General features: G+C 60.3%; 20 protein-coding genes, 1 pseudogene, 1 riboswitch and 1 other annotated feature. Of the genes and pseudogenes, 16 read left to right on the top strand and 5 right to left on the bottom strand.

Features of this window, described 5'->3' with window-relative positions; genetic code table 11:
* Positions 1–24: 24 nt before the first annotated feature.
* Complete coding sequence (ilvN, locus tag ACLTXB_RS06595) at positions 25–510, bottom strand: acetolactate synthase small subunit (RefSeq protein ID WP_008981945.1); 486 nt, start codon at positions 508–510, stop codon at positions 25–27.
* Positions 511–526: 16 nt separating this feature from the next.
* Entirely contained in the window at positions 527–2,155 is a 1,629-nt protein-coding gene (gene ilvB, locus ACLTXB_RS06590) for a biosynthetic-type acetolactate synthase large subunit (RefSeq protein WP_428226466.1), read from the bottom strand.
* A 58-nt stretch (positions 2,156–2,213) separates the two neighbouring features.
* Positions 2,214–2,451 (bottom strand) — a binding site (T-box leader).
* 153 nt (positions 2,452–2,604) lie between these two features.
* On the opposite strand from ilvB, the gene ACLTXB_RS06585 reads away from it, so the two are divergent.
* Genes ACLTXB_RS06585 through ACLTXB_RS06570 form a run of 4 tightly spaced genes read left to right on the top strand, consistent with a single transcriptional unit; the run spans position 2,605 to position 5,139 of the window.
* Positions 2,605–3,522: a ketopantoate reductase family protein gene (locus ACLTXB_RS06585; RefSeq protein WP_428226465.1), complete on the top strand. Its 918-nt coding sequence runs from the start codon at positions 2,605–2,607 to the stop codon at positions 3,520–3,522.
* On the top strand, positions 3,519–4,004 hold the full coding sequence (locus ACLTXB_RS06580) for an NUDIX hydrolase (RefSeq protein ID WP_151075380.1): 486 nt from the start codon (positions 3,519–3,521) through the stop codon (positions 4,002–4,004). The genes ACLTXB_RS06585 and ACLTXB_RS06580 overlap by 4 nt, the downstream gene beginning before the upstream one ends.
* Positions 4,001–4,882, top strand: coding sequence for an aldose 1-epimerase family protein (locus ACLTXB_RS06575; protein WP_008981949.1), 882 nt, complete (start codon positions 4,001–4,003; stop codon positions 4,880–4,882). The genes ACLTXB_RS06580 and ACLTXB_RS06575 overlap by 4 nt, the downstream gene beginning before the upstream one ends.
* A gap of 14 nt (positions 4,883–4,896) precedes the next feature.
* Complete coding sequence (locus ACLTXB_RS06570) at positions 4,897–5,139, top strand: hypothetical protein (protein WP_008981950.1); 243 nt, start codon at positions 4,897–4,899, stop codon at positions 5,137–5,139.
* Between the two features lie 30 nt (positions 5,140–5,169).
* Here the strand turns inward: ACLTXB_RS06570 and ACLTXB_RS06565 are convergent, their stop codons facing one another.
* Positions 5,170–6,537, bottom strand: a complete 1,368-nt coding sequence (locus ACLTXB_RS06565; protein ID WP_428226464.1) for an MATE family efflux transporter — start codon at positions 6,535–6,537, stop codon at positions 5,170–5,172.
* A gap of 196 nt (positions 6,538–6,733) precedes the next feature.
* On the opposite strand from ACLTXB_RS06565, the gene ACLTXB_RS06560 reads away from it, so the two are divergent.
* The 11 genes and pseudogenes from ACLTXB_RS06560 (at position 6,734) to ACLTXB_RS06510 (ending at position 17,818) form a co-directional block, all read left to right on the top strand.
* Positions 6,734–8,725, top strand: coding sequence for a fructose-1,6-bisphosphatase (locus tag ACLTXB_RS06560; RefSeq protein ID WP_428226463.1), 1,992 nt, complete (start codon positions 6,734–6,736; stop codon positions 8,723–8,725).
* A gap of 119 nt (positions 8,726–8,844) precedes the next feature.
* On the top strand, positions 8,845–9,696 hold the full coding sequence (locus ACLTXB_RS06555; RefSeq protein WP_428226462.1) for an aminotransferase class IV: 852 nt from the start codon (positions 8,845–8,847) through the stop codon (positions 9,694–9,696).
* Between the two features lie 72 nt (positions 9,697–9,768).
* Positions 9,769–9,952, top strand: a riboswitch (cobalamin riboswitch).
* Between the two features lie 154 nt (positions 9,953–10,106).
* Positions 10,107–10,892 (top strand): sirohydrochlorin cobaltochelatase, encoded by a 786-nt coding sequence (locus ACLTXB_RS06550; protein WP_428226461.1) that lies wholly within the window; start codon positions 10,107–10,109, stop codon positions 10,890–10,892.
* The gene (gene cbiD / locus ACLTXB_RS06545) at positions 10,882–12,024 is read left to right on the top strand and encodes a cobalt-precorrin-5B (C(1))-methyltransferase CbiD (protein WP_428226460.1); all 1,143 of its coding nucleotides are present in this window, start codon (positions 10,882–10,884) and stop codon (positions 12,022–12,024) included. The genes ACLTXB_RS06550 and cbiD overlap by 11 nt, the downstream gene beginning before the upstream one ends.
* A complete protein-coding gene (gene cobI, locus ACLTXB_RS06540; protein WP_110441361.1) occupies positions 12,006–12,698 on the top strand; it encodes a precorrin-2 C(20)-methyltransferase in 693 nt (230 codons plus the stop codon). The genes cbiD and cobI overlap by 19 nt, the downstream gene beginning before the upstream one ends.
* Before the next feature lie 12 nt (positions 12,699–12,710).
* Positions 12,711–13,487 carry a precorrin-4 C(11)-methyltransferase gene (gene cobM, locus ACLTXB_RS06535; protein WP_428226459.1) on the top strand — a complete coding sequence of 259 codons (777 nt, stop codon included), beginning with the start codon at positions 12,711–12,713 and terminating at the stop codon, positions 13,485–13,487.
* Entirely contained in the window at positions 13,484–14,482 is a 999-nt protein-coding gene (locus ACLTXB_RS06530) for a cobalt-precorrin 5A hydrolase (protein ID WP_428226458.1), read from the top strand. The genes cobM and ACLTXB_RS06530 overlap by 4 nt, the downstream gene beginning before the upstream one ends.
* Positions 14,479–15,212 (top strand): annotated as a pseudogene (cobJ, locus tag ACLTXB_RS06525) (precorrin-3B C(17)-methyltransferase). The gene ACLTXB_RS06530 and the pseudogene cobJ overlap by 4 nt, the downstream one beginning before the upstream one ends.
* The gene (gene cobK, locus ACLTXB_RS06520; protein WP_110441365.1) at positions 15,209–15,937 is read left to right on the top strand and encodes a precorrin-6A reductase; all 729 of its coding nucleotides are present in this window, start codon (positions 15,209–15,211) and stop codon (positions 15,935–15,937) included. The pseudogene cobJ and the gene cobK overlap by 4 nt, the downstream one beginning before the upstream one ends.
* Before the next feature lie 19 nt (positions 15,938–15,956).
* Complete coding sequence (gene cbiE, locus ACLTXB_RS06515; protein WP_428226457.1) at positions 15,957–17,174, top strand: precorrin-6y C5,15-methyltransferase (decarboxylating) subunit CbiE; 1,218 nt, start codon at positions 15,957–15,959, stop codon at positions 17,172–17,174.
* Positions 17,171–17,818: a precorrin-8X methylmutase gene (locus tag ACLTXB_RS06510; protein WP_428226456.1), complete on the top strand. Its 648-nt coding sequence runs from the start codon at positions 17,171–17,173 to the stop codon at positions 17,816–17,818. The genes cbiE and ACLTXB_RS06510 overlap by 4 nt, the downstream gene beginning before the upstream one ends.
* Positions 17,819–17,980: 162 nt before the next feature.
* Here the strand turns inward: ACLTXB_RS06510 and ACLTXB_RS06505 are convergent, their stop codons facing one another.
* Together ACLTXB_RS06505 and ACLTXB_RS06500 are read right to left on the bottom strand one after the other, a co-directional pair.
* On the bottom strand, positions 17,981–18,904 hold the full coding sequence (locus ACLTXB_RS06505) for a DNA/RNA non-specific endonuclease (protein WP_428226455.1): 924 nt from the start codon (positions 18,902–18,904) through the stop codon (positions 17,981–17,983).
* A complete protein-coding gene (locus ACLTXB_RS06500; protein ID WP_428226454.1) occupies positions 18,901–19,290 on the bottom strand; it encodes a ribonuclease Z in 390 nt (129 codons plus the stop codon). Before ACLTXB_RS06500 ends, ACLTXB_RS06505 begins: the two co-directional genes overlap by 4 nt.
* A 233-nt stretch (positions 19,291–19,523) precedes the next feature.
* Here ACLTXB_RS06500 and feoB point away from each other — a divergent pair, with 233 nt between their 5' ends.
* Positions 19,524–21,932 carry a ferrous iron transport protein B gene (gene feoB, locus ACLTXB_RS06495; protein ID WP_428226453.1) on the top strand — a complete coding sequence of 803 codons (2,409 nt, stop codon included), beginning with the start codon at positions 19,524–19,526 and terminating at the stop codon, positions 21,930–21,932.
* Positions 21,933–21,954 lie beyond the last annotated feature (22 nt).

The raw sequence follows: 21,954 nt of genomic DNA, 5'->3' as shown, positions 1-21,954 counted from the left end.
TCCTTTTCTCACGAGAAAAGGAACTTAAATTTTTCCTCCACCTTTTTGTACTGCAATCACACCGGTGCGGGCCACCTCCAGGATGGAGAAGGGGCGCATCATGGACTGGAAGGTATCCAGACGGTCGGGAGTGTCGGACAGCTCCATGGTCAGGGAGGTGGGAGAAATATCCGCCACCTTAGCCCCCATGATCTCGCAGATAGTCATAATGTCCTGGCGGGTCTTGTTGTTGGCATTTACCTTTAAAATCATCAGTTCCCGGCCAATAAGGTTGTTCTCCTCCAGAGTCCGGACCTTGATAACCTCAATGAGCTTGTTGAGCTGCTTTTCCACCTGCTCCACCACGTTGTTTCCGCTGTCCACAATAATGGTAATGCGGGAGATGGTGGGGTCATCGGTGACACCCACAGCCAGGGAGTCGATATTGAACGCCCGGCGGGAGAAAAGTCCGGTAATTCGGTTCAGCACACCTGCCCGGTTTTCTACCAGAACGGAAATCGTCTGTTTCATCACTTCTCCCCCTTTCTCAGTCGTTGGTGCCCACGTCGGGGTGGACCTCACAGATCAGCAGGCAGCACCCCTTGGTGTTCAGGAACTGATCCAAGACCTCGTCCAGCTTCTCCTCGTCGCTGGCAAGGAGACTGGGGATCCCGTAGGCGGCAGCGATGGTCTCAAAATCCGGAGAGCCATCCAGAGCCACTCCGAAGGGACCATGGTAGGGGGCGCTGCACTGGATCTGATGGACCAAACCCAGCATATGGTTGCGCAGCAGGACGATCTTTACATCCATATCGGCACAGCGGATGGCGGAGAGCTCATTCATAGCCATCTGGAAGGAGCCGTCGCCGCACACAACGACCGTCTGCTTCTCCGGCGCCGCCACTTTAGCTCCAATGGCGGCGGGCAGGGCGTAGCCCATGGTGCCCAGGCCGCCGCTGGTCAGCAGCCGCCCCTGCTTCTGAGGCAGGTACTTGCAGGCAAAAATCTGGTTCTGACCCACGTCTACGCAGACCACCGCATCTTCATCCAGCTTTCGGCCCAGCTTGCGCATGACCGTACCGGGGAAGACATAGCCCTCCCGCTGGGGGAAGGTGCGCTGAAGCTCCGCCTTGCGGTAGTCCTTCAGCTGCTCCAGCCAGGCGGACGAGTCGGTTACCGGAGCGCCACGCTCCAGAATCTGCTGCAAAATCACCTTCACGTCGCCCACCAGAGGAACTGCGGCCTGCATGTTTTTGCCGATCTCTGCCGGGTCTACGTCGATGTGGATGGTTGCCATACGCCGCTGGATCTCCCGGGGATCCACAACCGCCCGGTCGGCGGCGCGGGTGCCTACCATAATCAGCAGGTCCGCCCTGGCCAGAGCCTGGTTGGCACATTGGTTTCCGTGAGCGCCGATCATACCCATATTCAAGGGGTGGTCGGTGGGGATAAGGCCAATACCCATCATGGTCTTGACCACGGGGATGGCACAGCTCTCAGCCAGCTCCAGCAGTTCGGCACGGGCGTCGGCCAGCCAAACACCGCCGCCGGCGCAGATGAGGGGCTGACGGGAACGGGCAATGGCCTCTACCACACGCTTGATCTGCAGATCGTTGCCCTTGACGCTGGGCTTATAACCCCGGATATCCACCTGCTCCGGATAATGGAAGCTTCTCAGGTGCTGCTCCTGCACGTCAATGGGAATATCAATGAGAACCGGACCGGGACGGCCGGTGGAGGCAATGTGGAAGGCCTCCTTAATTACCCGGGGGATGTCGTTGGCGTTTTTGACCAGGTAGCTGTGCTTGGAGAAGGGCGCCACCGCGCCGGTGATGTCCACTTCCTGGAAGATATCCCGGCCCAGCAGATGGCTGGGCACCTGGCCGGTGATGGCCACCATGGGGATGGAGTCCATATAGGCGGTGGCGATACCGGTAATGAGGTTGGTCGCTCCCGGGCCGCTGGTTACCATGCACACGCCCACCTTGCCGCTGATGCGTGCATAGCCGGAAGCCATATGGCCCGCGTTCTGCTCGGTCCGTACCAGAGTATATTCAATCTCCGGGTGTTCCTTCAGGGCGTCTACCGCCGGACAGATCGTTGCTCCGGCGTAGCCAAACATATGGGTTACGCCCTCTCGCAGCAAACTTTCAATCAGTGCCTGCGCTCCATTCATTTCACCGTCACCTCCGCATTCCTTTCCAAAAAGCAAAAGCGGCCACATCCTATCAAAACGATAGGACGAAGCCGCTAAACTCCGTGGTACCACCTAACTTCGCGCCGCTGCTGTGTGCGACGCGCACTCAAAACCCCGATAACGGTGGGCATCCGACCCCGCCTACTCAGCCAAAAAGCCGTTCAGCGAGATAGCTCGCGGGCGAGCTTCGGTCCTGAGTCCTCCCCGAGAGCTTACACCAGCCGCTCCCTCTCTGCGCGTTTTGGACTCGCCTACTACCCGGTCATTGCCATTTTAAGTTCTTCAACACTTTAATTTGTGTAAGTGATTTTCATCTTACCTCCATTCCTGCCGTTTGTCAATTCTTTTTTTCCCGGGCGGGCTGTGTTGCGCCTGGCCGCCTCAGCGTGGTATACTGGAAATAAATTATACACTGCTTGGAGGCTTTTATGAAGTACCTTGTATATGGCGCCGGCGGCACAGGAGGCTGTCTGGCCGCCTTCTTAGCCATGAGCGGAAAGGATGTCTCCCTCATTGCCCGAGGCGCCCACCGGGATGCCATTGAAGAAAACGGCCTGGTGCTGGAGACCGGCCACGGCACCTTTGCCGTCCCCATTCCCGCATTTGAACAGGAGCATTATGACCAGCAGCCCGACGTTATTTTTGTCTGTGTCAAGGGCTACTCTCTGGAGGGCATCTTCCCCACCCTGGAGCGGCTGTGCCGCCCGGAGACCATCGTGATCCCCATTTTGAATGTGGTAGGGACTGGCGGCGCCATGCAGCCCCGCCTGCCCCAGTCTCTGGTCACCGACGGATGCGTATACATTGCCGCCGAGATTAAGGCTCCCGGAGTGGTGCACATGAGCGGAGACATCTTCCGTGTGGTCTTTGGCCCCCGCACTCCTGAGGAGTACCGCCCGGAGCTGGAGCAGGTGGCGCAGGACCTCAACGAGTGCGGCGTGGAGGCCATTCTCTCGGACAACATCCAGCGGGATGCCTGGATGAAGTTCTCGGTGGTTTCCCCCATGGCCGCCTGCGGGATCTTCCACGATGTAAAGGTGGGCGCTATGCAGCACCCCGGCCCCATCCGGGACGATTTTGCGGCCTTTGTCAATGAGATCGGCGCTCTGGCCGCCGCCATGGGTTTTCCTCTGGGAGACGACTTGGCAGAGCGCAACCTGGCCATTCAGGACGCCCTGGCCCCCGACGCCTCCACCTCCCTCAAGCGGGACCTGGATGCCGGAAAGCCCTCTGAGGTGGACGGTCTCATTTTCCAGGTGGTGCGCCTGGGCCGTCAGTACGGTGTGCCCACCCCCCGGTATGACGCAGTGGCCGCCAAACTGGGCTACGTGGAGGCCGCGCAATGATCAACACCACTTTATGCTACATATCCCGGGGTGAGGACTACCTCATGCTCCACCGGGTGAAGAAGGAAAACGATCTCAACCACGACAAGTGGATCGGCATTGGGGGAAAGTTCGAGGACAAGGAGAGCCCCGAGGACTGCGTGCTGCGGGAGGCAAAGGAGGAGACCGGTCTGACCCTCACCTCCTACCGCTACCGTGGGATCGTCACCTTTGTCTCTGACCGCTGGCCCACCGAGTACATGCACCTGTTTACTGCCGACGGCTTCAACGGAACGCTGAAGGAGTGCGACGAGGGCGTGCTGGAGTGGATTCCCCGCAAAAAACTGTTGGAGCTGCCCCACTGGGAGGGAGACGCCATCTTTCTGGATCTCATCGCCCAAGAGGACACCCCCTTCTTCTCTTTGAAGCTATGCTACCGTGGGGAGGAGCTGACGCAAGCTGTTCTCAACGGAACCTATATCAAAGGAGGACCTTCTCTATGATCGTCACCATTCAAAATGAATGTCTCACCGTAGACATCGAGGACCTGGGCGCTCAGCTTGCCTCGGTACGCAACCACCACGGCACGGAGTACCTGTGGCAGGGAGACGCAGACATCTGGGCTCGGCGCGCTCCCATCCTCTTTCCCGTGCTGTGCGGTCTGAAAGACAACACCTACCTGCTGGACGGCGTTCCCTATCACATGAACAAGCACGGCTTTGCCCGGGACTGCGTGTTTGAGGTCGTGGAACACACAGACACCAAGGCCTCCTTCCGCTTGACCGACAACGAGGAGACCCGGCGCATGTATCCCTTCTCCTTCACGCTCACGGTCACTTATACCCTGGAGGAGAACCGTTTGATCAAATGCCACCGGGTGGAAAACCGCTCGGAGCAGGTGATGTACTACGAACTGGGCGTCCACGACGGCTTCCGCGCTCCCCTGGAGGAGGGGGAGACCATGGGACAGTATGCCATCCGCCTGCCCGGTCTGGAGGATGCCATCGAGCCCTATGGACTCAATGAGCAGTCCCTGGTCACGCCTAAAAATGGCGCCATTTCTCTGGAAAACGGACGCATCGCTCTTGACCCCACCACGTATCATCTGGATACCGTGATTCTGGATCAGCCTCCTCAGGCCAGAGCCGTCCTGGTGGACGGGCAGGACCGTCCACGGGTCACTGCGGACTTCGCCGATTTTCCCTATCTGGGAATCTGGACCCAGGCCAAGCCCTTTGACACCAACTACGTGTGCATTGAGCCCTGGTCCACCCTCCCCGATGCCACCTTTGTGGGCCGTGAGCTGAAAGACAAGGCAGGTATCCGCAGCCTGCAGCCCGGCGCCTGGGAAGAGCTGTCCTACACCGCTACCTTTACCTGAAAGGAGTCCTGTGGATGAAACCGGAATATGTCAACACCTTCGGCCTGCGCAAGGTCAGCGACAAGCAGGGTGAGATTTTGGAGATCACCCTGGACGCCTCCTATAAATATATGGAAAATACAGTGACAGTTACCACCAACGGACTGGAGAACATCGCCACCCCCAACACCGAGCAGGTGGCCTCTATGGTGATGAACCGCCAGAGCGCCATTTCCCTGCGCAATCTGCTCATTCAGACTCTGGACGGAGAAAACTAAAAAATGGGACCGCCGAGGCGGTCCCATTTTTTATTGGTCTTTTGCGGTGGGGAGCAGCTTTTTGCGCCGGCTCAAAAACAGGGTCAGGGTCGTCGCACTGGCCAGAGCATCCGCAATGGGCTCCGCGGCGTAGATTCCCATGACGCTGCCTGTCACCCGGGGCAGAATAATAGCCAGGGGAACCAGCAGGATCACTTTACGCAGCAGGGCCAGGAACAGACTGGTACGGGCCTGGCCCAGAGCCATAAAGGTAGTCTGGCAGGCCAGCTGAGCGCCAAAGGCCCAGATACCGCCAAAGAAGATTGGCATAACCCGGCTTACCAGGTCAATGAGTTCCTGCTGAGGGGTAAAGATCCGGGCCAGCATCCCCGGGAACAGAGCCACCACCACAAAGGAAACGCAGGTCACAGTCAAGGTAACGGTGAGCAGCCGCTTGAAGGTCTGGCGCACCCGCAGATAGTTCCCCGCTCCGTAGTTGTAGCTCATGATGGGCTGGGTACCCTGGGTGATACCCTGAGTGGGCAGAACGATCATCTGCATGATGGACTGCATGATGGTAATGGTACCTACATACAGGTCACCGCCGTAGGTCTGCATACCGGTGTTCAGAACCACGGTCACCAGGCTCTCCGTAGACTGCATAATAAAGGGAGCCACGCCCAAACCGGCCACCTGGCCTACCACCTTGGGCTCCAGGCGCATATTTTTCTTCCGGATCCGCAGGCCGCTGCGGCGGCTGCACAGGAAGCCTACCACCCAGGCTGCGCTTACCGCCTGAGAGAGAATAGTGGCAAGAGCTGCACCCTTCACTCCCATATGCAGGCCAAAGATAAATACCGGGTCCAGGCAAATATTCAAGACCGCGCCGATGAGCACGCTGAGCATAGCCACCAGGGCCTTACCCTGGGCACTGATGAAGGTATTCAGTCCCAGAGCCAGCTGGACAAAGATGGTACCGATGAGGTAGATGCCGATGTAATCCATAGCATAGCCGATGGTATTTTCCGAGGCGCCAAAGGCATAGAGAATGGGTTCTTTGAAGATGCTGAATCCCACCGTAAGAGCTACCGCGGCAATCAGCAGCAAAGTCAGAGAGTTGCCCAGAATTTTTTCCGCCTTCTCCCGGTTGCCCGCACCCAGCTGGATCGAGGCCAAGGGCGCGCCGCCCTGGCCAGCAAAGGCAGCAAAGGCAGATACCAGCATAATAATGGGGAAGGTGACGCCCACGCCGGTGAGCGCGATGTCTCCCACCTCCGGGATGTGACCGATGTAGATTCGGTCCACAATATTATAAAGCATATTGATGACCTGAGCCGCTACCGCCGGTACCGCCAATTTCAGCATCAACGGGCCGATGGGGGCATTGGCCAGGCGTTCTTCGTCACGGGTCTGCGCCAAGGGAACTCACTCCTTTTTAAGATGGTTCATTATAGCACAAAATTCCCAAAGTGAAAAGATAGTGCATATCTTTTCTCTTAACACCTCTTTATTCTATTTAATTTTTTGTTAAAGAGCATCAACGTACTTGCAAGCAGCGGCTAAATGTGAAATAATGTGTTCGCGTCTAATTCTCGCACTTGAAGGAGGTTTTGAAATGAAGCGGAAAAAGTCATTTTCTCAGGAAGAACTACGTTATCTGAAATTGTTGGCTCAGCAGTACCCCACCGTACAGGCCGCCAGCAGCGAGATTATTAACCTTCAGGCCATTTTGAACCTGCCGAAAGGCACCGAGCACTTCATCTCCGACGTCCACGGAGAGCACGAGGCCTTTTTACATATTCTCAACTCCTGTTCCGGCGTCATCCGGGAGAAGGTAGACGACCTGTTTGCCTCCACCATCTCCAAGGGAGAGCGGGACGAGCTGGCCACCCTCATCTACTATCCGGAGGAGAAGCTGGAACAGCTCCACCGCCAGATGAAGGACATGGATGAGTGGTACCGCATTACCCTACACCGCCTCATCGAGGTGTGCCGCTTTGTCACCTCCAAGTATACTCGCTCCAAGGTGCGCAAAGCCCTGCCCAAGGATTACGCCTACATCATTGACGAACTCATCCACACCAACTACGCCGAGGCCGACAAGCGGGACTACTTTGAAAACATCATCTCCACCATCATCGACCTGGAGCAGGCCGACGGCTTTATCGAGGCGGTCTCCGCCGTCATCAAGCGCATGGCCGTGGACCATATGCACATTGTAGGCGATATCTTCGACCGCGGTCCCCGGGCGGACATTATCATGGACTCTCTGCTGGACTACCACAGCGTGGACATCCAGTGGGGCAACCACGACATTCTCTGGATGGGCGCCGCCTCCGGCTCCCGCACCCTGGTGGCCACCGTGCTGGCCAACTCCATCCACTACAACAACCTGGAAGTGATCGAGACGGGCTACGGCATCTCCCTGCGCCCCCTGTCCGTCTTTGCCAACGAGGTATATAAGGACTGCGACATCCACCGCTTTGCCGTCAAGCTCACCGGCCCCGACGCCGACCAGTACAGCGAGAAGGACAAGCTCCTCTCCGCCCGGATGCACAAGGCGATCACCATCATCCTCTTCAAGCTGGAGGGCCAGAAGCTTCTGCGCCATCCCGAGTATGGCATGAGCGACCGGCTGCTGCTGGACAAGATCGACTACGCCAACAAGTGCATCACCATTGGAGACACCACCTATCCCCTGGAGGATGTGGACTTCCCCACCGTAGACCCCAAGGACCCCTACACCCTCACCCCCGAAGAGGACACGGTCATCAACCAGCTCACCGCCTCCTTCCTGCGCAGTGAGAAGCTGCAAAAGCACATCCGCTTTCTCTACTCCAAGGGCAGCCTCTACAAGGTATTCAACGGCAACCTGCTCTTCCACGGCTGTATCCCCATGACGGCAGACGGAGAGCTGCTCTCCTTCCAGATCGGCGGCAAAGAGCGGAAGGGTCAGGAGTTCCTGGACTACGCCGATACCGCTGCCCGCCAGGCTTACTACCACAAGCTGGGCACCCCGGAGCGGCAGCTGGGCATGGACTTCCTCTGGTTCCTCTGGGCCGGACGCAACAGCCCCATCTTCGGCCGGGACCGGATGACCACCTTCGAGCGCCGGCTCATCAAGGACGAGAGCGCCTGGACCGAGCCCAAGAACCCCTACTACACCTATTACCAGGACCCCGCCGTGTGCGATATGCTCCTCAAGGAATTTGGCCTGGAAGGCCCCCACTGCCACATCATCAACGGCCACATTCCCGTCAAGTCCAAGAAGGGCGAGAGTCCCATCAAGGGCGGCGGCAAGCTCATCGTCATCGACGGCGGCTTCTGCAAAGCCTACCAGCCCACCACCGGCATCGCCGGCTACACCCTCATCTACAACTCCTGGGTGCTGCGCATCGTCTCCCATGAGCCCTTCTGCGGCCGGAAAACCGCCATTGAGAAAAACATGGACATCGCCAACAGCTCCCGGGTCTTTGAGCGCATGGACACCCGCATCAAGATCGCCCAGACTGACATCGGCGCCAAACTCCAAGCTCAGGCCGACGCCCTGCGTGATCTGCTCAGCGCCTACAAAGCCGGTGCCGTCCCCGAGGACCACCGGGAATAACGCTTTACTTTGCCCGCCAGGTCTGCTATGCTATGGGCAGAAGGAACTGGCCTGCGATAGCCCCTGGAACACTCTGCTCCGGGTACATATCAGGACACATTGGAAAGGATCGAGAAACCATGTGGAAAAATGTAGGATATTATAATGGAACCATGGGTCCTCTGGAGGAGATGACCGTCCCCATGGGGGACCGCGCCCTCTACTTCGGCGACGGTATCTACGAGGCCACCTGCGTGGCAAACCGTGTTCCCTTCGCCCTGGACGATCACCTGGATCGGATGTACAACAGCCTGCGCCTGCTGGAGATCCCCTTCACCATGGAGCGCGACCAGGTCAAGGCCGAGCTGCAGAAGGTCATCGACGCCGCGGAGGATTCCCCCATCCACTTCCTGTACTGGCAGATCTCCCGTGGTGTTGCCATGCGCAACCACCCCTTCCCCGCCAATACGGAGCCCACTCTGCTCATCTATGTGAAGCCCCACACCATGAAGTCCATGGACAAGCCCTATAAGCTCATCTCCATGGAGGACATCCGCTTTAAGCTGTGCAATATCAAGACTCTGAACCTCATTCCCAGCGTGCTGGCCAACCAGCGCGCCGTGGAGCAGGGCTGTGACGAGGCCGTCCTCCACCGGGGCAGCCGGGTCACTGAGTGCGCCCACAGCAACATCTCCATTCTGAAGGATGGGGTGCTCCAGACCGCTCCCACCGACGAGCTCATCCTCCCCGGTATCACCCGCAAGCACCTGCTGGCTCTGGCCAAGGAGCACGGCATCTCCGTTTTGGAGAAGCCCTTCTCCATGGTGGAGCTGATGAACGCCGACGAGGTCATCGTCACCAGCTCCAGCGCCCTGTGCATGAAGGCGGAGTCCATTGACGGCATCCCCGTAGGCGGCAAGGACCCCCAGCGTCTCAAGCTCCTTCAGGACGCCTATCTGGAGAAGTTCCAGCGGGAGACCCAGCCCAAGTAATCCGGTTCTTTGGCCCGGCGCACTCTGCGCCGGGCCTTTTCGTTGACAGAGGGGCCAAGGTTGGGTACAATAAGAAAAAAATCGCCAGCGGGTGCCCGGAAGAAAAGGCCGGGAGAATAGGGAAGCGGGTGCAACGCCCGCGCGGGACCGCCGCCGTAAGGGGGAGGGCCGCTCCAGCGCCACTGCAATGCTTGCGGGAAGGGGGAGCGGGCCGGGGAACCCAAGCCGGAAGACCTGCCCACTGACCCACACTGCCTGAGGCTGAAGGCAGGGCCTGCCGCTCCGGACGGACCAAACGGAGAGGCGGAAGACCACGGACCGCTGTGCGGCCCGTCTTTTGTGTTGTCTTTTGCGCCCCTTCTCCCCTCAGGAGGAGGGGCGCGCTGGCTTATTCCAAGGAGGATTTTACCATGAAGGAAGCGCTGCTGACGGTGAGCTTCGGCACCGCGGTGGAGCAGGCCCGTCAGGCTGACATCTGTGCCGTGGAGCGCACCGTTGCCCAGGCTCTCCCCCACCTGCCCGCCTATCAGGCCTACACCAGCCCCACCATCCGCCGGATTCTGGCCCGGCGCGGGATCGACATCCCTGGCTTTGTGCCCGCTCTGGAACAGCTGGCCCAGGACGGCGTGGAGCAGGTCTATGTACTGCCCACCCATGTGCTCCCCGGCTATGAGTATGACGACCTGCTGGAGGCGGTAGAGAAGATTCGTCCCCAATTTCAGCAGCTTCGCATGGCGCCCCCTCTGCTGGGAGACACCTGGGGCGTGCGGGCTCTGGCGCAAATTCTGTGTGACCGTTTCCCTCGTCAGGAAGGACAGGCCGTGGTGCTGCTGGGTCACGGGACTGAGCACCCGGGCAACCTGGTCTATCCCGCCCTCCAGGGCGTGCTGGACTGGCTGGGCCGGGAGGACATCCTCATCGGAACGGTGGAGGGCTGGCCCCAGGCGGAGGACGTGCTGGAGCAGCTGAGCCGTCAAAACTGCCGCCGGGTACTGCTGGCTCCCCTGATGCTGGTGGCGGGCACCCACGCTGTGGAGGACATGGCCGGCCCCGAACCGAAAAGTTGGAAAAACCGCCTGGAGGCCAGCGGCTATGAAGTGACCCCCATCTTTGAGGGGCTAGGCCGCCTGCCCCAGGTGCAGGAGATGTACGTCCACCGTCTCAAGACACTTGTGGAGGAGAACCATGGCCTTTGAGCACTACGTCACCGCCGGAGGCAAGCGCCTGCGCTGCGGCTACACCACCGGCACCTGCGCCGCACTGGCCGCTGCCGGAGCGGTACGGCTGCTGCTCACCAGCCGTCCGCCCGATCTAGTGGCCATTGACACCCCCAAGGGCTGGCGGGTGGAGGTGTCTCTCACCAAGCCTCAGCTGGGAGAGGGCTGGGCGCAGTGTGCCGTCATCAAGGACGGCGGGGACGATATCGACGCCACCCATGGTCTGCCTATTGTGGCCCGGGTAGTGCGTCAGGATGGCGATACCATTACCATCCGCGGGGGAGAAGGTGTAGGCCGGGTGACTCGCCCAGGTCTTGACCAGCCGGTGGGCGAGTGGGCCATCAACCGGGTGCCCCGACAGATGATCACTCAGGCGGTGGATCGGGAGCGGAAGGCACTGGGCTGCACCGATGGATTTTTGGTGACTATCTCGGTTCCCGGTGGGGAAGAGGCCGCTCAGCGCACCTTTAACCCCCATCTGGGCATCGAAGGCGGCATCTCCATTTTGGGCACCTCCGGCATTGTGGAGCCCATGAGCGTCCAAGCCCTGGTGGACACCATGGCTCTGGAGCTGCGGCAGGCGGCGCTTCATAGCGACGGCCGCCTGGTGCTGGTGCCCGGAAACTACGGGCTGGACTTTTTAGCCCAGCATGACCTGATTCCCGAGGTCGCCCCGGTGGTCCGGTGCTCCAACTTTATTGGTGAGGCTCTGGACCAGGCCCGTCTGGAGGGCTTTCGGGAAGTTGTGCTGGTGGGGCACATCGGCAAGCTGGTCAAGCTGGCCGGAGGCATCATGAACACTCACTCCCGCTGGGCGGACGGCCGCCGGGAGTTATTCTGTGCCCACGCCGCTCTGGCGGGCGCGGACCGAAATACCGCCCGAGCTCTTATGGACTGCCCCACCACCGACGGCTGTCTGGAGGTTCTAGACCAGGCAGGGCTGCGGGAAGCAGTTTTGTCCTCCCTGCTGGAGGCCATCCAGGGACACTTGGACCGGCGCTTCGGCCCGGAAGGGACGGTGGGTGCCGTCCTGTTCAGCAATCAATATGGCCTTCTCGGCCTGACCCCCAAGGGGAAGGAGTTAACAGATAGATGGAACAACAGAAATTAGGAACCTTTTACGGCGTGGGAGTTGGCCCCGGCGACCCGGAGCTACTCACGGTAAAGGCCATTCGCACATTAGAAGCCTGCCCCGTGCTGGCCGCACCTCAGACGGCCTCCGGAGAGATGACAGCTCTGAATATCGCCAAGCAGGCCGCTAATCTGGAGGGCAAGACTCTCCTGCCCCTCCACTTCACCATGTCCCGGGACAAGGCCAAGCAGCACCAGGCCCATGTGGAGGCCGCCCAGGCGGTACGCTCTTATCTGGAGCAGGGTCAGGACGTGGCCATGGCGGTGCTGGGGGATGTGTCGGTGTACTCTACCTACTGCTATTTGATGGATCTATTAAAGGATGAATTCCCCTGTGTCATGGTACCGGGGGTACCCGCCTTCTGCGCGGTGGCCGCCCGGCTTGGCCGGAGCTTGACCACCATGAACAGCCCCCTGCACATCCTGCCCGGAGGCGGCGAAGGTCCCGGTGAGACGTTGGACCTGCCCGGAGCCAAGGTACTGATGAAGTCAGGGCGCAATTTCCCCCAGGTTCTTGACGAGCTGGAGAAGCGGGGCCTGCTGGAGCAGGCTGCCATGGTGGAAAACTGCGGCCTGCCCGGAGAGCGGATCTGCCCCTCTCTGGAGGAGAAACCCCAATCCAGCGGGTATTTTACTACGATCATTATACCGTAAGGAGGGAAATCCATGGTCCATTTTGTGGGTGCCGGCCCCGGCGGGCCCGATCTTATCACCCTGAGGGGGGCTCAGCTGCTGGGCGAGGCCGACTGCGTCATCTACGCGGGCAGCCTGGTGAATCCCGCTCTGCTGGCTATGACCCGGGAGGGCGCCTCCATTTATAACAGCGCCCAGATGACCCTGGAGCAGGTACTGGCCGTCATCAAAGACATGGAGCAAAGCGGCAAGACCACGGTCCGGCTCCACACCGGCGACCCCTGTCTGTACGGCGCCATCCAGGAACAGATGGACCAGCTGGACGAGCTGGGCATCTCCTGGGATGTGACCCCCGGTGTGTCCTCCTTCTGCGGGGCTGCTGCTGCGGTAGGGACCGAGTACACCCTGCCCGGGGTGAGCCAGAGCGTCATCATCACCCGCATGGCGGGACGCACTCCGGTGCCCGAGCGGGAGTCCATTGCCGCCTTGGCTACCCATGGGGCTACCATGGTGATTTTCCTCTCCGCCGGCATGCTGGAGGGGCTGTCTGCGGAGCTACTCAAAGGGGCCTATACCCCGGACACCCCCGCCGCTCTGGTGTACAAGGCAACCTGGCCGGAGGAGAAGGTAGTGCTGTGCACGGTAGGCACGCTGGCCCAGGCGGGACGGGAGCACCAGATCTCCAAAACTGCCCTTGTGCTGGTGGGGGACTTTTTGTCCCACAGCTACCAGCGCAGCCTTCTCTACCACCCCGGCTTTACCACCGAATTCCGGCAGGGAGACGGCTCCCTGGATGGAGCGGCGCTATGAAGCTGGAACTGATCGCCTTTACCCAGCGGGGCAATGCCCTGGCAGAGCAGTTGGCCAAAACTCTGTCCGACCACGGACACCAGGCCGCCTATACCCGGGATGGGTTGAAGGCGGAGGCGTGGGCAGAGCGGGCTTTCTCCCGCTCCGAGGGGCTCATTTTTGTGGGGGCAACGGGCATCGCGGTTCGTTCTATTGCCCCTCATCTGCGCCACAAGAGCACCGACCCGGCGGTGATCGTGGTGGACGAGGGAGGACAGTTTGTCATCCCCATCCTCTCCGGCCATCTGGGCGGAGCCAACGATCTGGCCCGGGAGATTGCTACTTTGATCGGTGCTGTCCCGGTCATTACCACGGCCACCGATGTAAACGGAGTGTTCGCCGTGGACCAGTGGGCCCGGCGGCAGGGGCTGATGGTGTGCAATCCGGAGCGAATTTTGTCCGTCTCCTCCCGGCTGCTGGCTGGAGAGACGGTAGGATTCTTCTCCGCCTGGCCCATTGCCGGGGAGCTGCCCCATGGACTGTGTCCGGTCTCCCGGGAGGACGTTCAGGTGGTGCTGGACCTGCACCGCCCGGAGGAGGACGCCCTGTGGCTGTGCCCCAAGGGCGTGCGGGTAGGCATGGGGTGCCGGAGAGGAACTCCGGCGGCGGCTCTCCGCACTCTGCTGGAAGAAGTGCTTACCCAGGAGGGTATTCCTGAAAAAGCAGTCTGTGCCTTATGTACCATCGACTTGAAGAAGGACGAGCCAGGACTCCAGGAGCTGACCCAAGAGCTGAACGTGCCTCTGCTCACCTACTCCGCCCAGGAGCTGGCGCAAGTCCCCGGAGACTTCACCCCCTCCCCCTTTGTGGAGCAGATTACCGGAGTGGACAACGTGTGTGAGCGGGCGGCATTGGCCTCCGGCGGGACCCTGCTGCGGAAGAAAACGACCCGAGACGGGGTCACAGTGGCCCTGGCAATGGAAGAACTTCATTTGACTTGGAAGGAGCACCTATGAAACGGTTGTATGTGGTTGGGCTTGGTCCCGGCGGAACGGACTACCTCACCCCCCAGGCCAGAAAGGCGCTGGAGGACTGTGAGGTGCTGTGCGGCTACACCACCTATATGGATCTTGCGGCGGACTTTACCGCCGGGAAAGAACTGGTCACCACCCCCATGACCCAGGAGCTGGAGCGCTGCCGCCTGGCCCTGGAGAAGGCCAGCGAGGGGAAAACCACCGCTATGATCTGCAGCGGCGACGCAGGGGTGTACGGCATGGCGGGTCCGGTACTGGAGTTGTCGGTCCAGTACCCAGAGGTGGAGATCGAGGTGATTCCTGGGTGACGGCAGCTCTGTCCGGCGCGGCGGTGCTGGGCGCTCCCCTGATGCACGACTTCGCGGTGATCTCTCTTTCTGACCTGCTCACTCCCTGGGATGTCATTGAAAGACGGCTGGACTGCGCCGGGGCGGGAGACTTTTCCGTGTGCCTCTATAACCCCATGAGCAAAAAGCGGCGGGACCACCTGCGCAGGGCCTGCGACATTCTCCTGAAGCACCGCACCCCCGACACCCCCTGCGGCTGGGTGCGGAACATTGGCCGGGACGGCCAGGAAAAGCGGCTGCTCACCCTGGCCCAGCTTCGGGATGCTGAGGTGGATATGTTCACCACCGTGTTTATTGGTTCCACCTCCACCCGTCAGATTGGGGAAAACTTGGTGACTCCCCGAGGCTACGAGGGGAAGAAATGAAGATTCTAATTTTCGGCGGCACCACCGAAGGACGGTTGCTGGCCCAGGCCCTCTCCCAGCGAGGACTGCCTGCCACGGTGAGCGTGGCCACCCCTCTGGGGGCACAGGAGCTGTCCGGTCTGCCCGGCATCACCCCTCTGGTGGGCCGGAAGACAGCACAGGAAATGGCAGAACTTCTAAAAAGTTTTGACCGCTGTGTGGACGCCACCCACCCCTACGCGGTGGAGGCGTCCCGGAATATCCGGACCGCCTGCCAGGCAGCGGAAGTACCCCTGCGGCGCCTTCTCCGGGCAGAGAGTTCCCACGAGACAGGCCACTGGGTGGAAAGCCCAGAGGAAGCTGCCCGGTGGCTGAGGGAACGCAGCGGCAATGTACTGCTGGCCATTGGCGCCAAGGGGATTGGCGCGTTCCAGGATCTGGACCGAGAGCGTCTTTATCCCCGGGTGCTCCCGGTGGTGGAGAGTATTTTAGCCTGTCAGCAGGCCGGTATCCCCACCCGGAATATTATTGCCCTCCACGGGCCGTTTTCCCGAGATCTGAACCGGGCCATGCTGGAACAGTACCACATCCGGTATCTGGTAACCAAGGACGGAGGCCGGGCCGGCGGTTTTGAAGAGAAAGCCGCTGCCGCCCGGGAGGCCGGTGCGGAGCTTGTGGTCATTGGCCGGCCCACGGAAACGGGCTGCACATTGGAAGAAATTTTGTCCTGGCTGACCCAGGATTGATTGGAAGGAGCGAGCTTGGATGGAAGTGACGCTGGTGGGCGTTGGACTTGGGAATCCCTCCACATTGACGGCGGGTGCGGCCGCCGCCTTGAAGCAGGCGGACGGGCTGATCGGCTCCCGGCGGCTGTTGGAGGAATGTCCCCTGCCCCAGTCGGTACCCCGAAAGTTTTCCACCAAATCGGCGGAGATTGTGGAAATTTTGAAGAAGCAGTCCTGGCAGAACCCCTGCGTGCTGTATAGCGGGGACACCGGATTTTACTCCGGCGCCCGCACGCTGGTTCCTCTTTTGGAGGCAGATCACATTCCCTTCCAGGTACTGCCGGGCATCTCCAGCCTGCAATACTTTGCCGCCCGGCTGGGCCGGTCCTGGCAGGAGTGGTCGGTGGTGTCTGCCCACGGCCTTAACTGCGACCCGGTGGGGGAGATTCTTGCCGCCCACGGCAAGCCTGTGTTTTTCCTTACCAGCGGTGCGGAGGGAGCCGGCTCCCTGTGTGAACGCCTTACCCAGGCTGGGCTGGGCCACCTGACCGCCACAGTAGGACAGTCTCTCTCCTACCCCCAGGAGCAAATCATTTCTGACTCTGTCTCCCGCCTGGCGGGACACGCCTTCGCTCCCCTCACCGTTCTGCTTGTGGAGGGGTACACCAGCTGCCGTCCGGCCGGCTCCCAGGGCTTACCCGACGAAGTTTTCCTGCGGGGCGACGTCCCCATGACCAAGCAGGAAGTCCGGGCCGCTGCCATCGGCAAGCTGGCAGTGCGGGACGGCGAGACCTACTGGGATGTGGGGTCAGGCACCGGTTCGGTATCGGTGGAGTTGGCTCTGCTGGCTCCCCACAGCACCGTGTGCGCGGTAGAGTGCGTGGGCGAGGCCTGTTCCCTCATCCGGGCCAACCGGGAAAAGTTCGGAGTCTACAACCTGGAGCTGACCCAGGGGCGCGCCCCGGAGGTTCTGGCCCAGCTGCCCGCCCCGGATGCGGTCTTTATTGGCGGCAGCGGCGGGGAGCTGCCCGCAATTTTGGAAGCGGCTCTGCGGAAAAATCCTGCCGCCCGGTTCTGCATCACCGCCATTGCGGTGGAAACTCTGGGCACGGCAGTCGCTGCCATGACCCAGCTTGGGATGGAGCCCCAGATCAGCCAGGTCACCGTGGCACGAAGCCGCGCAGCGGGTGAACTTCATCTGATGATGGGACAAAACCCGGTTTGGATCATCACTGGGCGAAAGGAGGCCCTGGTTTGAATTTGACCTTTCATACCCCCGGAGGCATCGAAGGGGAGAGCATGCGCATCATCCAGCAGGAGCTGGACGAGATGGGCATCATCCTGGACCCCGACTGCGCCGACGTGGTACGGCGTGCCATCCACACCACCGCCGACTTTGACTACGTCAAAAACCTGATATTCACTCCCGGAGCAGCATCGGCAGGCGCAGCTGCCCTGCGTTCCGGTACGCCCATCGTCACGGACACCAACATGGCCCGCTCCGGTATCAACCAGAAGGCCTGCACCCAGTTTGGGGTGGAACGGTTCTGCTATATGGCCGATCCAGAGGTGGCTCAAGCTGCCAAGAAGCACGGTACCACCCGGGCGGTGGCAGCGGTAGACCGCTGGGCTCAGGAGCACCCCAACGCCATCTTCGCCGTGGGAAACGCCCCCACAGCGCTGCTGCGCATGTGCGAGCTGATGGAGGCGGGCAAGCTCCGTCCCTCCCTGGTGATTGCGGTCCCGGTTGGCTTTGTGAACGTGGTGGCGAGCAAGGAGGCCATGCTGGATCTATGCCGAAAGCTGGAGGTGCCTGCCATTGTGGCTATGGGGCGCAAGGGCGGCTCCACGGTGGCAGCGGCCATCTGCAACGCCCTTTTCTACCGCACCTTTGAACGATAAAAAACGCGAAGTCTGACGATTCAGACTTCGCGTTTTTTCTGTTTCCTAGAAGGTTTCCGGCGTGTCACCAATCTCCCCGCTCTAAACATACTCAGGGCGGGCCAGGGGCGAAACGGAGTTTCGCCGGAAGTTCTTTGCCAAGCTTTCTTTCAAGAAAGCGGGTCAGGGTTTGCAGGTGCCGCAGGGGGAATATCCCTGGTCAATGAGAGACTGACGGGTGCCGGTGTAGTCCTGGCGGTTCTCCGGGCTCATGCTGGTGACTCCGGAGCAATCAGGCAGGTGGAACTTCTTGGAGTTGATGTTCAAAACATACTCCTGTTCCTGCTCTGCCGTGGAAGTGCTGCCGCTGGAGGTCTCCTCCGGCGCCGTACTGCTGTCGCTTCCGCTGCTAGCGGGCGCATCCCCTTCCAGCCAGCTGTCGCCGGTGGCGTAGTCAATGGCCACGCCGGGCTGGACGTTGTAGCAGTAGACATTGAAGCACACACCCTCGCCCTTGTCCTCCACAGACATGGCCTCCATCTGCACGCCGCTAGCCACCAGATTGTCCCCCTCAAAGATGGGGGTAACCCGGTAGAGAACGTGGTTTTCCGTTTCCTTTACGTAGTCAGCCACCAGATTTTCAAAGGGAAGCATGCCCTCCACATTTAAGTACCGGGTACCGGTAATGAGGTTCTCCTTATTGGCATTCTCGGCGGTGAGCTGATAGCCGATGAGGTGACAGCGGTTATAGAGATACTTGCCATCCACGCAGTCGTATTTCACCGTCTGCCAGCCGGAGGGCTTCACCTGGCCAATGCTGCCCCGCTCCTCGGTGGGCATGGTGTCCAGCCCCACATTGGCGTAGGCCACGCCGCAGCGGCCCAGGCTGTCCAGGGGACTGTAAGTTTCAAAGCTTTCGGTAACCAACTCATCTTCGGTGAAGGTGGGCTGGTTGCCATTGAGCTCTACATAGGCTTGGCCGGAATAGGCCGGGATGCTGTCCAGCGTGGCGCTGCTGCCGCCGCTTTGGGGCAGGGCTCCGCAGGCGGAGAGCAGCACGCTCATCAGCAAAAGAAGGGAAAGCAGGGCTGTATTCAGACGTTTCATCTGGTATAGACCTCTCTTGTGATCTTCTCATGGGAATAGCCGGGAAATTCCGTGCGCTCAGCCAGCTTCCACCCCTTGGGAGGCAGCTCGATGCGGACATCTCCGGGATACGCCCGGTTCCAGTGGTACAAAATGAGCTTGTCCGCCTGCTCCAGAACGGGCTGGGGGGACAGGTCCTCCAGGAAGAAGATATCTTCCTCTCCCGGCTGCTCCACCACCTTCACGCCGTCCTCCGGCCCAAACTGCCGGGCTGTATAGGGGCTGACAGCCAAGGGCCGTGCTCCGCACAGATGAAGCATATCCTGGCGCACCAAACGATCCTGGCTCTGGCGGCGGCGGTTGAACATCAGTCCGCCCCGGTCGTCGACACATAAGATCAAGATCACGGTCTGCGCCTCCTCTCAGCCCATCCTGACATGCGGGCAAAATTGCGGGTTAGGAGTGATTATACCACATTCCTCTTCTAGTTTCCAGTAGGTAACTGAGCACAATTTTCTCTCTTTCTATTCCGCTGATTGGCCAGAAAATGCCCCGCTTCCCTTGAAAAGTGCCCTTTCCTTGGGTAAAATATATGGTCGAAACAATTATGTTTTTGTTGCAAGCAGAGAGGACCGAGAATATGGAAGATAAGAAAAACGTCCCACGCACCCTTCAGGAGCTCTCCCCCGGCGAGAGCGGTATGATCCTGTCGGTGGGCAACCAGTCGGGCGCTGTGAAGCGGCGGCTGGTGGATATGGGCCTGACCCCCGGTACGATGGTGAAGGTGACCAAGATCGCCCCCCTGGGTGACCCGCTGGAGGTATCTTTGCGTGGTTATGAACTGTCTTTGCGCAAGGACGACGCGGCCCAGATTCAGATGGGCGCGCCCCGGCGCATGACACCCCCCAAGCCTTCAAACCGCAGCCAGGACCCGGAGGCCATCCGCCGTCAGCTGCTGGATCACGTCCACGAGCTGGAACATCACGGCCGGGACTACGACCACAACGCCCACGACAACCGCCCCATGAAGGTGGCTCTGGCGGGCAACCCCAACTGCGGCAAGACCACCTTGTTTAATGCCCTCACCGGCTCCAACCAGTACGTTGGCAACTGGCCCGGAGTGACCGTGGAGAAAAAAGAGGGCATTGCCCATCTGGGCGACCGGGAACTGACCGTGGTGGACCTGCCCGGCATCTACTCCCTGTCCCCCTACTCCATGGAGGAAATCGTGGCCCGGGACTTTATCATCGGCGAAGGCCCTGACGCCATCATCGACATTGTAGACGCCACCAACCTAGAGCGAAACCTCTACCTCACCGTACAGCTGCTGGAGCTGGAGCGCCCCATGGTGCTGGCTTTGAACTTTATGGATGAGGTCCACGCCCACGGCGATAAAATCGACATCGAGCGCCTGTCCCGGGAACTGGGCGTGCCGGTGGTACCCATCACCGCCCGCACCGGCGAAGGTCTGGACGAGCTGCTGGAGGTGGCCCACCGGCAGATGCACCTGGGCTACACCTTTGAGCCGGACGACCTCTATGATGAATTCACCCACGATATCCACCACCGGATGGGCGAGCTCATCCACGACGCGGCTTATGCCGCCAATCTCCCCGCCCACTGGGCATCCATCAAACTGTTGGAGGGCGACGAGATTGTCTCTAAGGCCCTGAATCTGCCTCAGGATACCCAGAAAAAGCTGGACCAGATCATCGCCGAGTATGAGGCCTCCAGCGATCTGGGCGACCGGGAGACTCTCATCGCAGACAGCCGCTACCAGTACATTGAACGGGTGGTCAAAGCTTCTGTGGTCAGAGGCCAGGCCAGCGGCCAGCCCACCCTCAGCCAGCGCATCGACCGCATCGTCACTGGAAAATACACCGCCCTTCCCCTCTTCCTGTGCGCTATGCTGGTAATGTTCGTTATTACCTTCGGCCCCTTCGGCTCCTGGCTTCAGGACGGAGTGAGCGCCCTCATTGATCTGTTCTCCGGCTTTTTGCGGGACACCATGACCGCCGGAAATGTCTCCCCCGTGCTCATCAGCCTGGTGTGTGACGGCATCATCGCCGGCGTAGGCGGAGTGCTCTCTTTCCTGCCCCAGATCGCCCTGCTGTTCTTCTTCCTGAGCTTCCTGGAGGACTCGGGCTACATGTCCCGGGCCGCCTTTATCATGGACCGGCTGCTGCGGCGGTTTGGTCTGAGCGGCAAGGCCTTTATTCCCATGCTGATGGGCTTTGGCTGCTCAGTGCCCGCCATTATGGGCGCGCGGACCATGGAAAATGAGAAGGACCGACGTATGACCATCCTGCTCATCCCCTTCATGTCCTGTTCCGCCAAGCTGCCGGTATACGGCATGATCGCCGGAGCGTTCTTCGGCCCCTGGGCAGGTCTGGTGGTCTTTGGCCTGTATGTCATCGGCATGTTGGTAGGCATTCTTTCCGGCATCTTCTTCAAGCACACCCTCTTTGCCGGAGAACCCGCTCCCTTCGTACTGGAGCTGCCCCCCTACCGCCTGCCCTCCATGGAAAACATCGCCACCCATGTGTGGCAGAAGGTGAAGGGCTTCCTCATCAAGGCGGGCACCCTCATCCTGCTGATGAGCATGATTTTGTGGCTGCTGCAGTCCTTCGACTTCTCCCTGCACATGGTGGATGACGCCTCCGCCTCCATGCTGGGCATCATCGGCGGGTGGATCGCCCCCATCTTTGCTCCCATGGGCTTTGGCTTCTGGCAGGCGGCAGTGGCCCTGCTCACCGGCCTTATCGCCAAAGAGATGGTGGTCTCCTCCCTGTCTATGTTCTACGGCTTTGCCCTGACCGCTACCAGCGCCCAGGTAGCCGCGGCTATGACCGGCTTTACCCCTCTGGCTGCCTTCTCCATGCTGGTATTTATCCTGCTCTATGTCCCCTGTGTGGCCGCGGTGTCCACCCTGGCCCGGGAGATGCAGAGCACCAAGTGGACCCTCTTCTCCATCGCCTGGCAGCTTGGCGTGGCCTATGTGGCCTCCCTGCTGGTGCACACCATCGGTGTGCTGCTTGGACTGGGCTGAGATACACACCATATTAAGGAGG

It is taken from the genome of Flintibacter sp. (assembly GCF_046973065.1).
Note: the sequence above shows the minus strand (reverse complement) of the source record. Positions and strands in the feature narration are given on the sequence as shown.